General features: G+C 34.1%; 10 protein-coding genes. All 10 read left to right on the top strand.

Features of this window, described 5'->3' with window-relative positions; translation table 11 throughout:
• The first annotated feature begins 17 nt into the window (after positions 1-17).
• The 10 genes from AXF11_RS01060 to obgE all read left to right on the top strand — a co-directional run bounded on the left by AXF11_RS01060 (position 18) and on the right by obgE (position 14512).
• The gene (locus AXF11_RS01060; RefSeq protein WP_068154108.1) at positions 18-377 is read left to right on the top strand and encodes a hypothetical protein; all 360 of its coding nucleotides are present in this window, start codon (positions 18-20) and stop codon (positions 375-377) included.
• Between the two features lie 702 nt (positions 378-1079).
• Positions 1080-6644: an autotransporter-associated N-terminal domain-containing protein gene (locus AXF11_RS01055; protein WP_068154107.1), complete on the top strand. Its 5565-nt coding sequence runs from the start codon at positions 1080-1082 to the stop codon at positions 6642-6644.
• A 217-nt stretch (positions 6645-6861) separates the two neighbouring features.
• Entirely contained in the window at positions 6862-7323 is a 462-nt protein-coding gene (gene tnpA / locus AXF11_RS01050; RefSeq protein WP_068154106.1) for an IS200/IS605 family transposase, read from the top strand.
• Positions 7324-8087: 764 nt separating this feature from the next.
• On the top strand, positions 8088-9437 hold the full coding sequence (gene xseA / locus AXF11_RS01045) for an exodeoxyribonuclease VII large subunit (RefSeq protein ID WP_068154105.1): 1350 nt from the start codon (positions 8088-8090) through the stop codon (positions 9435-9437).
• A 27-nt stretch (positions 9438-9464) separates the two neighbouring features.
• Positions 9465-9950 carry a deoxycytidylate deaminase gene (locus AXF11_RS01040; RefSeq protein WP_068154104.1) on the top strand — a complete coding sequence of 162 codons (486 nt, stop codon included), beginning with the start codon at positions 9465-9467 and terminating at the stop codon, positions 9948-9950.
• A 116-nt stretch (positions 9951-10066) separates the two neighbouring features.
• Complete coding sequence (locus AXF11_RS01035) at positions 10067-10738, top strand: uracil-DNA glycosylase (RefSeq protein WP_068154103.1); 672 nt, start codon at positions 10067-10069, stop codon at positions 10736-10738.
• A gap of 26 nt (positions 10739-10764) precedes the next feature.
• Positions 10765-11328 (top strand): GNAT family N-acetyltransferase, encoded by a 564-nt coding sequence (locus AXF11_RS01030; protein ID WP_068154102.1) that lies wholly within the window; start codon positions 10765-10767, stop codon positions 11326-11328.
• Complete coding sequence (locus tag AXF11_RS01025; protein WP_231724721.1) at positions 11325-12497, top strand: trans-sulfuration enzyme family protein; 1173 nt, start codon at positions 11325-11327, stop codon at positions 12495-12497. The genes AXF11_RS01030 and AXF11_RS01025 overlap by 4 nt, the downstream gene beginning before the upstream one ends.
• A 15-nt stretch (positions 12498-12512) precedes the next feature.
• Positions 12513-13157: a thermonuclease family protein gene (locus tag AXF11_RS01020; protein ID WP_068154101.1), complete on the top strand. Its 645-nt coding sequence runs from the start codon at positions 12513-12515 to the stop codon at positions 13155-13157.
• A gap of 71 nt (positions 13158-13228) precedes the next feature.
• On the top strand, positions 13229-14512 hold the full coding sequence (gene obgE, locus AXF11_RS01015; RefSeq protein WP_068154100.1) for a GTPase ObgE: 1284 nt from the start codon (positions 13229-13231) through the stop codon (positions 14510-14512).
• The last annotated feature ends 38 nt before the right edge of the window (positions 14513-14550 follow it).

Below are 14550 nucleotides of genomic sequence, written 5' to 3'. Positions count from 1 at the left end.
AATTAGGAGGTAATAAAATGGGATTAGATATTAAGGAACAAAGATCAGTAGGGGGATTAAGAGCAAACGCAGTGGCATTTTTAGTGAATTTGAGCACCTTTGCAGGAGTGGGATTAATCTTTTCTCTAATTGTATTAATTTTAGAGCCAAATAATGAATTTGTCAGAAAATACGCAAAGCAGACGCTTTCAGTAAATGTTATAGCAATCATAACACTACCGTTAAATATTGTAGTAAAAGTTGGAACAATAATATTTCTTGTAATAATTGGAATTTTATTAATTTTACAAGCAATAGCAGCGGTATACTCTCTTTTAGGAAAAGAATTTGACATACCCAAAATAGACGTGATAAGCGATTTATTGTTTGTAGATTAAGAAATTTAAATTTTAAGAGGCACTTAAAATGTGTCTTTTTTTTAAAATTTCAATTTATTCTGATTACAAAATGTTATCTTGTTTAGTATAGTCTTTTACTTTTTTACATAAGGGGAAAGGACCGCCATTTCCCCTTATAATCCCCACGCTCGTCTAAGCATTTTTTTGAAGCAAAGCCGAAACTCGCACTAAACGTGCTCAAACAGTCGTCTTTACTCCAAAAAAATCACGACACTTTTGTATGGTAGTAAAATTTAAACCGTCGGAGCATTTTTATGTGCTGACAAAACTGTCTGAGCGAAAGCGAGTTTTTTGGCAGTGCATAAAAATGACGAAGACTAGCCAGGGTGCAGGGGTATGGCAATGATACCCCTGCTTAAAAATATTGAGTAAATAAAAAAAATTTTTTCAACTGAAATAAATAAAAAACTCTTTTATTTTCCCCTCTTTAATATTGGTCTTGCGTTTGTTTTTTCTTTGCTAATAAATAAAAAAATTCTATTTCCCTTTTAAATTTTTTGTGATTTCTTTAAAAAAAACTTGCCATTTTTTTTTTTTTGTTATAATGTTAACGCTTTGAAAAGTAGAAATAAAAACTTTTGAAATGCGGGACTTCTATTAGACTCACTCACTCAAACTATTCTTGATAGTTTTTCCGTCTTTCTTAGTTTTTTTAATAATAAAGAAAAGAGGTTAAAGTTTATGACTAATAATTTAAAAGTTCTAAAAAAAGAACTGAAGTCTTTTGCAAAAAGAGTTAAAGATTTTAAATATACTGATTCAGCACTTATCACTTTTCTGTTGACAGGAATGATAAGCTTTACAGGTATATCATTTAATCTTTATTCAGCACAGGATGAAATAAAGGCACAGGAACAAGCAATAAATACATCAATAGTACAGATAAAAAAAGATTTTAGAAGAGCAAGAGAAGAAAACAACAAATTGTTAAGAACAACAAATCTTGAATTAATTCAATTAATGGAACAGGGGGATCACGTAGTTAAATCACCTTGGAGCTCTTGGCAGTACGGAATAAATTATATTAACAACAACTGGAATGGAGTTTACAAAGGTAGAGGAGACAAGAAAGAAAAATATCCATATGAAGGAGTATTTGACAGAAGTGCAGATCCATATGAAAGATACATTGCACCTAACAGCAAAAATTATTCATTGCTATCAAAGGACAGAAATCCGCGTTCAGCATCATCAAACAACAGACAAGGGTTATCAGGATACGGTATAGCAAGTACACTACCAGCGCGTGAACCAATTGTGGCTTTTGAAGTAAATGCAGGAATAAACCCAAGAGTATTTACAGCACCAACAGTAACAGCGCCTACGGCTACACAGCCTAATTTACCAGAAGCTATTAATTTTGTTCCACCAGAAATAACACCACCTAATCCACAACCTGCGGCGATAAGTATAGAAGTTTTTGATTTAGATTCTTATTCTAATTCTCTCGGTAACACATTATTAGGAACGAATATTAATGTGGGTGGAAATTCATATAAAGTTAGTGATGCATCTACTGCTAAGCAAAATGCTATAATAGAATATATTCAAGATACCTCTAATGTTAATGATTTTAATTCTGCTTCTGATTCAGTTATGAATGTAGATGTAACGAAAAAAAGAGCTGTTACACTAGATCCTATATATAGTTCTACAACAGCTTTAAAGTTTACCAACAATGGAACTATTAATTTGATTGCAGAACAGACAGGTGGAATAGAAGTTCAGACAGATCCAGCTGATTCAGGAACTAATGATACTATAGGAATAAATGGAGCATCAGGAAAGATAATTGGAACTGGAGCCAAACAGATAGCAATGATTTACACAGATGAAGGTGATTCGGATGGAACTTATACACTTCAAAATAATGGAACCATTATAATGAATGGTGACCAGTCATTAGGTTATGGATTAAAAGTAACAAATAACTGGACAGCAGTTGTTATTAATAATAATTTAATAACAATGAAAGGAAATAAAAGTTATGGTATTGCAATAGGAACAGATAACGTTGGACTTCAACCAAATTCATCGGCTACAAATAATGGAACTATTAACATAGAAGGGGATGAATCAGGTGGAATCGCCATTTTACACGATATGCAAGGAGGAATTAAAAATGCTTCAAAAGGAGAAATTAATGTTTCAGGTGAAAATTCCTTTGGAATGTATTCAGAAGTAAGCAGTAAAAATTATGATAATGAAGGAATTATTAATATAATAGGTTCAAAAAATAAATCTATTGGATTGAGAGTGGAAGGTGCAAATGCTTCTTTAACAAATAAAAATGAAATTAATATATCCAGTACTGGTACAGAAAATATAGGTATGTATTCTTCAAATGGTACTGTTACAAATGATAGTAATGCTAAAATAACAGTAACAGCTGGAGAAAATATTGGAATGATGGCAAAAAGTGCAGCAGGACAAGCTGGGAATATGGGAACAATAACAGTAACTTCTGATGGTGCTACAGGAGCAGTTGTTTCATCAGGAGGTCATGCAGCCAACTCAGGAACAATAACAGTAACAGGTAAAACTTCATCTTCAGGAAGAGGAACGGCTGGAATTATAGCTACAGGTGGAAGTGAATTCACTACTCTTGGAAGTGGAGCAATAACAGCTAATGTAAGTGGTAAAAATTCAGTTGGAATATATGCCAAGGACACCAATAGTAAGGTAGAAGTATTAACACATAATACAACTACAGCAGATGGAGCTGTAAACTATGCTGTGGATTCAAATGGTGTGATTGACTTGAATGGTACAGGAACTGCAAGTACTGGTGCAAAATCTTTATTATTTTATAATAATGGAGGAAAGATAAACATAACTAAATCGATGACAGCAACTATATCAGGTGGTTCAAATACTCCTGCCACAAGAGGAACAGCTTTTCTGTATCAAGGAAGTGGACATAGTTCGTTCACATCTGGGGATATATCAACGTGGGCGACAACTAAATTTAGTGGATTATCAAATTTAACACTTAATATGAATTCAGGTTCAAGATTGTTTATAGCATCAGATGTAGGTATGAATTTGTCTGATACAACAGGTTCAACATTAGCTAGTGCTTTAGGAGCTAATATTACTGGAAGTGATTATAAAACGTTTATGTTGTACAATAGCTTGTTAACACTAAATCAATCTATTAATCTAGATGATACAAATGATGCATATAATCAGCTTGAATTATCTAATTCATCAATTGATAACAATAACAATAACACTATAACTGGTACACAAACAGGACAGACTGCAATTGCACAGGAAAATCTATTAACAAACAGAGCTGCAGTTACAATAAACAATAACGGTATTATCAATTTGTCAGGTGCAAACTCAACAGGAATGTATGCTAAATATGGAATTATTAATAACAATGCAACAGGAACAATTACAGTAGGAGATACATCAACAGGAATTTACGGAGTGGGAGACAGCATCCTTACAAATACAGGAACAATCACAATGGGTAACAAGTCAACAGGTATGTACTCTGAAGGGTCAACAACTCAAGGCGTAACAAACGCAGGAACTATAACAAGTGCTGGAACATCTTCAGTAGGTGTGTTGTTTAAACCTGATGCTTCACTTGGAGCAGGAGCAGTACTTGGAAATACAGGAAACATTACTTTAGGAGACAGCAGTGTAGGTCTATACGGAGAAAATACAGCTACAAACTACACAACATCAAACTCTGGAAACATTACAGTAGGTAATAACGGTATAGGTATGTTCGGATATGCCGCTGATGTAACAGGGGGAACAGTAAAAGTAGGAGATAAAGGTGTAGGTGTATATTCACAAGGTGGAAATGTAAACCTAACAGGAGGAACAATCCAGACAGGAGCGTCTGAATCAGTAGGTGTGTACACAGTAGGAAGCGGTCAAACAGTAACAAACAGTGGTACAACATTTAACTTGGGAGATACATCGGTTGCAATAGCGAATGCTGGAAGTGGAAACACAATTAATTCGACAGTATCAAATGTAGGATTAGGAACAAACAACATCTATGTTTACTCAAATGATGCAGCAGGAACAGTAAACAACTCAACAAACTTAAGTGCAGCAGGAGGAGGAAACTACGGTATCTACTCAGCAGGAACAGTAACAAACTCAGGTAACATGGACTTTGGAAACGGTGTAGGAAACGTTGGAATCTATTCAATAGGTGGAGGAACAGCGACAAACACCGGAACAATCACAGTAGGAGCTTCAAACGCAGCGACAAACGCATTTGGAATAGGTATGGCAGCGGGATACCAGAACAGCGATACAGGACACGTAATAAACAACGGAACAATCAATGTGAACGGTGACTACAGTATAGGTATGTATGCAAGTGGAGCAGGAAGTACAGCAACAAACAACAGTAACATCGTGCTAAACGGAAACAATACGACAGGTATCTATGCAGATAACGGAGCAACTGCAATAAATACAGGTAGTATTTCAACAGGATCAGGAAGCTACACAAATGTAGTAGGTGTATATTTAGGAAAAGGAGCAACACTTAACAATACAGGAAGTATCACAATAGACGGATCAAATGCAGTAGGTGTGTACTTAAAGGGAGGAACAGTAGCCAACTACGGTAACATAACAGTAAATGGAAGCAGCAATCCAAGTGACACTGTATATACATTTACAACACCTCCAACAGGAAAAGGAGTAGGAGGAACAGTAATTGACGCACCAGCGGGAGCACAGACAGCGACAGTAACAATAAATGGAGTAAAACAGAATCCGGTAGTGATAAATACATTTGCAAAAAATCCGATTGAAGTATCAGCGTCAAGTGTAGGATTGTATGTAAATACATCAGGAAAAGACTATACAAATTCAATAAATGGATTAGGAAATTTAACACAGGAAGCAGACTTAATTATTGGAACAGAAGCAACAGAAATGACAAACAGCAAGTCAATCCTGATTAAAGATCCGAAAATATTAGATCCGTATAACAATGCGATAAGAACAAGTGGAGTTTCAAATTGGAATATCTACTCTGGAGGATTGAACTGGATAGCAACACCGACATTGAATCCAGCCGATGGAACAATGACAAGCATCTATATGGCTAAGATACCATATACAGCGTGGGCAGGAAAAGAAGATACACCAGTAGACAGCACAGATACATATAACTTCTTGGATGGATTGGAACAAAGATACGGAGTTGAAGAATTAGGAACAAGAGAAAGACAGTTATTCCAAAAATTAAATGGAATAGGAAACAACGAAGAAATCTTATTCTATCAGGCAACAGATGAAATGATGGGACACCAGTATGGAAATGTACAGCAAAGAATCAACGAAACAGGAAGTTTGCTTGACAAAGAATTTACATATCTTCACGATCAATGGAGAAATCCATCAAAACAGAACAATAAGATAAAAGTATTTGGAATGAGAAATGAATACAATTCAGATACGGCAGGAATAATAGATTATACAAGCAATGCTTATGGTGTAGCCTATGTACATGAAGATGAAACAGTAAAATTAGGAAACTCACAAGGATGGTATGCAGGAGCAGTAAACAACAGATTTAAATTCAAAGACATAGGAAAATCAAGAGAAAACCAGACAATGGTAAGAGCAGGACTATTTAAGACAATGTCTCCAGCAAACGATCACAATGGATCACTAAGATGGACAATAGCAGGAGATGTGTTTGCAGGAAGAAATGAAATGAAACGTAGATTCTTGGTAGTAGACGACATCTTTAACGCGAAAGCGGATTATACATCATATGGTGCGGCATTCAAGACAGATTTAGGTTATGACGTGCGATTGAGTGAAAGAACACATTTAAGACCATACGGAGCATTAAAAATGGAATACGGAAGATTTAGCAATATCAAGGAAGATAGAGGAGAAGTTAGATTGGAAGTTGACGGAAATGACTATTTCTCAGTAAAACCAGAAGTAGGAGTAGAGTTTAAATATGTACAACCAATGGCAGTCAGAACAAACTTAACATTAGGCTTGACAGCGGCGTACACAGATGAACTAGGAAAAGTAAACAACGTTAAGAATCAAGCAAGAGTAAGATATACAGATGCGGACTGGTTTGGAATAAGAAGTGAAAAGGAAGACAGACGAGGAAGCGGAAAATTTGACTTAAACTTAGGAGTAGACAACACAAGATTTGGAGTAACAGCCAACCTAGGATACGACACTAAGGGAGAAAATGTAAGAGGAGGACTAGGATTTAGATTGATTTACTAATCTTAGCTAAACTTTACAAAATTTAAATAAAAAATAGTGGGACTTTTAAAGTTTCACTATTTTTTTTAATTATTGACTTTAGTCAGTTGAGTACGCAAAGCGTGCGAAACATAAAACCACCTGCTATGCGGGTGCGGAAACGTAAGTTTGCAACAAAATACACCTTCCGTTATAATAGAGTTGTTCAAGCTACTATTAATGAAAGGAAGGTGTTTATATGGCTAATAAAACTAATAGCCTGTCTCATACTAAATGGATGTGTAAGTATCATATAGTATTTACACCTAAGTATAGACGAAAAATTGTATATAGTCAATACAGAAAAAGTGTGGGAGAAATTTTAAGAAGATTATGTGAATATAAAGGAGTTGAAATAATAGAAGGACATCTGATGAAAGATCACGTGCATATGCTGGTAAGCATACCACCAAAAATAAGTGTATCAAGTTTTATGGGATATCTGAAAGGGAAAAGTGCATTGATGATGTTTGATAAGCATGCAAACTTAAAATATAAATTTGGAAACAGACATTTCTGGTCAGAAGGATATTATGTAAGCACAGTAGGCTTAAATGAAGCAACAATAAAAAAATATATAGCCGAACAGGAGAAACATGATATAGCGATGGACAAATTAAGTGTAAAGGAATATGAAGACCCTTTTAAGGGTAGCAAGTAGTACGGATACCTCTTTAAGAGGTAGCAACGAGTCAAATACAACAGTAGCTTGAACGAAGGTCAAGTATCGTCTTTAGGCGAAGTAGGAGACCCGACGGCTTATAGCCGTAGAGCAAGCCACCCTTTTGAAGGGTGGTCTTGACTTTTAAATTTATTCTTGATTACAAAATGGAATTTTGCTTATATAGTTTTTTTGTTTTTTTACATAAGGGGAAAGGGCCGCCATTTCCCCTTATAATCCCCACGCTCGTCTAAGAATTTTTTTGAAGTAAAGCCGAAACTCACTTCGTTCAGACAGTCGTCTTTACTCCAAAAAAATCACGACACTTTTGTATGGTAGTAAAGTTTGAACCGTCGGAGCATTTTTATGTGCTGACAAAACTGTCTGAGCACGATTAGTGCGAGTTTTTTGGCAGTGCATAAAAATGACGAAGACTAGCGCGGGGTCAAGGGGAAAAGGCGATGTTTTCCCCTTGTTAAAAAGAAAAAAAACTATATTATGTAAAGTAACATCTTGTAATCAAAAATAAATTAAAATAAAAAAAATTTTTATTATCTTTTCTGTATGACTGAAGTAAAGTATCTAAAGATTTGGTGATGGTATTCTGCTTTAAAATGAATGAAGTATAATATTTAAAGATATATGGTAATGGTACATCAGATTAAGAAGAATAGAAAAAAAATCTTGATTTTACAAACAAAGTAAAGTATAATTTTACTATGAAATTAAAAATTTAAATGCTGAAAGATAAAGAAGGTGAGACAATGGAAGCGACAGTGTTTTCGGTAAGTGAAATTAATTTTGAAGTAAAGCAATATTTGGAAGGGACAAATACGTTTAAAAATATTTTTATTCAGGGTGAGCTTTCAAATATAACTTATTATAGCTCAGGACATTTGTATTTTACGTTAAAAGATGCTGGGGCCAGTGTGAAATGTGCGATTTTTAGATACAAATATCGTGGGGTTCCTGTGGATTTGAAAGAGGGGGAGCAAGTGAAAATAAGGGGGAGCGTTACTCTTTACGAGAGAAACGGGAGTTATCAAATTGTCGCCGATTTTCTTGAAAGAACAAATTCGATTGGTTCCCTGTATGAAAAAATGGAGATGTTAAAGCGAAAATACAATGAAAAAGGTTATTTTGACAGCAGTAAAAAAAAATTATTGCCGAAGTTGCCGATGAATGTGGGAGTTGTAACAGCTGCGACTGGAGCTGCAATTCGAGATATAATAAATACGACTCACAAAAGGTTTCCAAATGTCAATATTTTTCTTTATCCCGCAAAAGTACAAGGTGATGGTGCAGCGCAAGAAGTTGTGAATGGAATTGAGTTTTTTAATAGAGCGAAAGATTTTGAAGGCAAGAATAAAATTTGTGTAGATACGGTCATTGTTGGACGTGGAGGTGGAAGTATTGAAGATTTGTGGGCTTTTAATGAAGAAATCGTGATAGAAGCGATTTATAAGTCCGAAATTCCGATTATTTCATCAGTTGGACATGAAATTGATAATTTATTATCGGACTTAGTGGCTGATAGAAGAGCAGCTACACCAACTCAAGCTGCGGAAATTTTAATTCCTGAAAAGAAAAATCTCATTGATGAGTTGAATAATAAAAAAGATGGACTTACGAAAATTTTACAAAATCGTGTAGCTTTGATGAGAAAAGAATTGGAGCAAAAGAAAAATAACTATTATATAAAAAATTTCTTGAATATTTTGGATGACAAAAAGATGGAACTCATTGAAAAAGAGAAAATTTTGGTAAAAGAGCTTAAAAGAGTTTTAGAAAAAGCGGCTGAAAAATTAGAATATCGAAAGCAGCAAATTGGAAAAATTGATTTAAAAAAAGAAATTTTAAATCGTAGAAAAAATTTGAGTGAAAAGGAAAAAAATATAAATTTTGCAATAAAAAGTATTTTGAATGATGCAAAAAAGAATTTACAGTATAAAAAACTGAAAATTTCTAAATATTCCGTTCAAGATATTTTGAATTTGGGATATACGATTACGAGAAAAAATGGAAAAGTTGTGAAAAGGGGAATTGAGCTTAGCAAGAGCGACGTTGTAGAAGTTCAATTTAACGATATGAGAAGAAAAATGAAAGTGGATTAGCAAATTTAATAAAAAGAGGTGTAAAAAATGCCAAAGAGAACAGATTACCTTTCATGGGATGAATATTTTATGGGTGTTGCTTTTTTATCGGGAATGCGAAGTAAAGATCCATCAACGCAGGTGGGAGCTTGTATAATCGACAAGGATAAAAAAATAATTGGAATGGGGTACAATGGATTTCCTGTGGGAAGTTCTGATGATGAAATGCCTTGGGAAAAAACAGGAGATTTTTTGGAAACAAAATATCCGTATGTCGTTCACGCAGAATTGAATGCAATTTTAAATAGCATAAAGTCTTTAAGTGGCAGTACAATTTATGTTACGCATTTTCCATGCAACGAGTGTGCAAAAGCGATTGTGCAGTCCGGAATAAAAAAAGTTGTCTATTTTTCAGATAAACACAAAGATTTAGAGTCAACTAAAGCCTCGAAAAAAATACTAGAAAATGCAAATGTAGAAATTGAAAATTTAAAAATGGAAAAAGAAAAAATTGTTATAAATTTTAAAGATTGAAGGATTAAAATTAAAAGTAATACAGGAAATAAAAAATTTTAAAATTTTAGATGTAGTAAAGTTTAAAAAGACAAAAAATTAAAATTAAGATGTAAGAAACTGAAAAGAGGAAAAAAATGGTAAATATTGGAAATGACTGGGATGAGATTTTTAGTTTGAAAGATGAGTTTAAAAAAGATTATTACAGGAAAATGAGAAAATTTTTGGTGTCAGAATATAAGACAAAGACGATTTATCCAAAGGCTAACGAAATTTTTACGGCTTTTAAACTTACAAGTTATAAAAACTGTAAGGTAGTTTTGCTGGGTCAGGATCCTTATCATGGGCCAAATCAGGCACATGGACTGGCTTTTTCCGTAAAACAGGGAGTTATGCTTCCCCCGTCGCTAAAAAATATTTATAAGGAAATTAGTGATGAATATGGTTATCAAATGAGTAATAGCGGGTATTTAGAAAAGTGGGCAAAGCAAGGAGTGCTGCTTTTAAATACAGCTCTTACAGTTGTTGCGGGAAAGGCTAATTCTCACTCAAAAATCGGGTGGGAAATTTTTACTGACAATGTGATAAGTTATTTAAACGAAAGAGAAGATCCAATTATATTTATTTTGTGGGGTAATAATGCAAAAAGTAAGAAAAAGCTTATAAATTTGGAAAAACATTATATTTTGGAAAGTGTGCATCCAAGTCCATTATCTGCAAGTCGTGGTTTTTTTGGCTGCGGACATTTCAAGAAAGTTAATGAGATTTTGAGAAAATTGGGGAAAAAAGAGATTGACTGGCAAATATAACTTTTTTTAGGAAGGAGAAAAGCTAAATGAATTTTAGAAAATCAGAGCCAAAAGATGTTACCAGAATTTTGGAAATTATTGAGATGGCAAAGGAAGAGCTAAAAAAAATGGGGCTAAATCAATGGCAAAATGGCTATCCAAATAGAGACTCAATTGAAAGTGATATAAAAAAAGGGATAAGTTATGTGCTGGAAACTCAAATTGACAGAGAAAATAAAGTTGTGGCGACAATTGCACTCTCACCTGAAAAAGAGGCACCATATAGTAAAATTGATGGAAAATGGCTGACTTTTGGCGATTATGTGGTAATTCATCGAATTGCGGTTGATAAAAATGTAAAAAATCAGGGAATTGCCACAAAACTTTTGGAATTTTCACAAGATGTCTGCCTAAAGAATAATATTTTCAGCTTGAGAGCGGACACGCATGAAAATAACGAGCCGATGAAGAAAATTTTGGAAAAACAGCAATTTAAGTATTGTGGAGTAATATTTTTGGACAGAGAGCCAGATATTGGAGCGAAAAGAATTGCGTTTGAAAAGATTTTGCAAAAAAAACCTGTGATAAACGATATTAGAAAAAAAATATGAAAATAAAAAGATTTAAAGAAAGTGAGCTGATAAGTGTGAAATTTGAGACTAAGACAATACATGGAATTAAAAAAGAAAAAAAGAAAGAATTGTGGGGAACAACTGTAAATTTTGCTTCGACCTTTCCCGTTGCACAATTTGGAGTAACACAGGAATTTGAATATTCAAGAGTGTCCGCTCCAACTAGAAATCAACTCGAAAGTTTACTTGCAAATTTGGAAGGCGGTAAATATGGATACGCCTTTTCATCTGGAATGGCAACCACAGCTTCGGTGTTTACAATGTTTGAAGCGGGAGATCACATCATTTTGGGGCAAGATATTTATGGCGGAACTTATAGAATATTGCACGATGTTTACTCAAAATTTGGAGTGGAATCCACATTTGTTGATACAACTGATTTGGAAAATATAAGAAAAGCTATAAAACCTAATACGAGAGCAATTCTTATTGAAACACCATCAAATCCTTTATTGGATGTAACTGATATAAGAGGAGTTGTAAAACTTGCAAAAGAGCATAATTTAATAACAATTGCGGATAATACATTTATGACACCATATTTACAAAGACCGCTTGAACTTGGAGTTGACATTGTAATTCACAGTGCGACTAAATTTTTATCTGGACATCACGATCTACTTGCGGGAGTTGCAGTTACAAACGATGAACAATTGGCAGAAAAAATTCAGTTTGCTCAGACTGCGGCAGGAGCGCTAATTTCTCCATTTGACAGCTGGCTACTTATGAGAAGTCTTAAAACGCTTAAATTGAGAGTGGAAGCTGCACAAAAAAATACAGAAAAATTGATAGAGTTTTTTCAAAAACATGATGCGGTTGACAAAATTTACTATCCAACTTTGGATACAAACAAAGGGAAAAAAATTCACGAAAGTCAAGCAACTGGTGGTGGAGCAGTATTTTCATTCACTCTAAAAGGTGACTCAAAAGTAAAAACATTTTTTGAAAGTTTGAATGTGGCAATATTTGCGGCTAGTCTTGGTGGAGCTGAAACATTGGTAACTCACCCAAGTACAATCACTCACGCTGAAATGCCTGAAGAAGAAAAAGAAGCAAGAGGATTTACACATTCATTGATTAGAATTGCAGTCGGATTTGAAAATATTGACGATTTAATTGCAGACTTTAAACAGGCATTGGAAAAATAGAAAAATAGGAGAAAAATGGCTAAAAAAATTGATGATGGAAAATCTCAAATAATATTAATTGTGGCAGTTGTTGTATTTGCAGTATTTATGCTCTTTGGGATGTTTAACAAAAATGGAAAAAGTGCCAAAAGTAATACCCAAAAAACTAAAAATACTAAAATTAAAAAATCTAAAGAAAAAAAAGAAGTAAGTCCAAAAATTTCTGATGGTTATCAAGTGCTAAAAGTCAGCGATGGAGACACAATCAATATTCAAAAAGTTGAGAATGGACAATTTGTCGGAGAAGAGTTAAGAATCAGAATGTATGGAATGGATGCGCCTGAAAAATCACAGGATTACGGTCCTGAAAGTAGACAAGCCTTAGAAAAATTAGTGGCTGGGAAAACTTTGAGCATAGAAGTGAAAAATAAGGATAGATATGGCAGAACAGTTGCAATTATATATGTGGACGGTAAAAATATCAATGAAGAAATGGTAAAAACTGGAAACGCATGGTGGTATCAGGAATACGCCAAAAATGATACGCAATTTGAAGAGTATCAAAAAAATGCAAAACAAAAAAAATTGGGATTATTTTCAAGAAAAGGTTACATTGAGCCTTGGGTTTACAGAAGAAATAAAAAGGAAAATGTTAGAAAAATTAAAATGAAAAGAAGATAAAAAAAAGAAAAAGAAGATAAAAAAAGTGGAGCAAATAAAAAAGATAGAAATAGAAAAGGAAGATAAAATAGATGTTTATTGATGAAAGTGTAATTACGGTAATTTCTGGAAAAGGAGGAGATGGAGCCGCTACTTTTAGGCGTGAAAAGTTTGTCCAGTTTGGTGGACCTGATGGCGGAGACGGCGGAAAAGGAGGAGATATCGTCTTTCTTGCAGATCCAAATATCAATACGTTGGTAGACTTTAAGAGCAGTAAAAAATTTAAGGCTCAGGATGGGCAAAAGGGAATGCCATCTCGTGCAACGGGAAAATCTGGAGAAGATTTAATCATAAAAGTACCAGTTGGAACAATGATTAGGGATTTTGAAACAAATAGACTTTTACTTGATTTAAGCGAGCCAAATGAAAAAGTCGTATTTTTGAAGGGAGGAGATGGAGGTCGTGGAAATATCCACTTCAAATCTTCTGTAACAAAAGCGCCAAAAATTGCTCAAAGTGGAAGAGAAGGCGTGGAGTTAAAAATAAAAATGGAATTAAAAATGCTGGCTGATATTGCTTTAGTTGGCTATCCGAGTGTTGGAAAATCAAGTTTCATAAACAAGGTGTCAAAAGCGAAATCAAAAGTTGCAAGTTATCATTTTACAACTCTAAAACCAAAATTGGGAGTTGTCAGAATGGGAGATGAAGAAAGTTTTGTAATTGCCGATGTTCCGGGATTAATCGAAGGTGCTCATGAAGGAGTGGGACTTGGAGATAGGTTTTTAAGGCATATTGAGAGATGTAAAGCGATTATTCATATTGTTGATATTTCTGGAATTGATGGAAGAGATCCGAAAGAAGATTTTTTGAAAATAAATGAGGAGTTAAAAAATTATAGCAAAAAATTGTCGCAAAAGAAACAAATTGTTGTGGCAAACAAGATTGATATGCTCTATGAAGATAAAAAATACGACGAGTTTGAAAAATTTGTAAAAGAAAATGGAGCTGAATTTGTGTATCCAATTTCAGTTATTGCAAATGATGGTTTAAAACCAGTTCTATCAAAAGCTTGGGAATTGATTCAAACTATTCCTAGAGAACCGTTGGAAGAAGTGGAATCAGTTGAAGATTTATTAAGTGAAATTAATAAAAAAGAGGAATGGGAAATAAGACAAACTGGTGAAAACGCCTTTGAAGTGGATGGACGAATTGTGGACGATGTGCTTAAGAAGTATGTGTTTATCGGAGAAGAAGGAATTATTAACTTTTTACAGAAAATGCGAAGTCTGGGCATGGAAGCCGAACTTGAAAAAGCTGGTGTAAAAGAAGGAGATACAATACTTATCGCTGGATATGAATTTGAATATGTAATCTAAAAAATGAAAAGTGGGGTAGAAAAAAATGAGAGGAAAAA

The organism is Leptotrichia sp. oral taxon 847 (genome assembly GCF_001553645.1).
Taxonomy (GTDB): domain Bacteria; phylum Fusobacteriota; class Fusobacteriia; order Fusobacteriales; family Leptotrichiaceae; genus Leptotrichia.
Note: the sequence above shows the minus strand (reverse complement) of the source record. Positions and strands in the feature narration are given on the sequence as shown.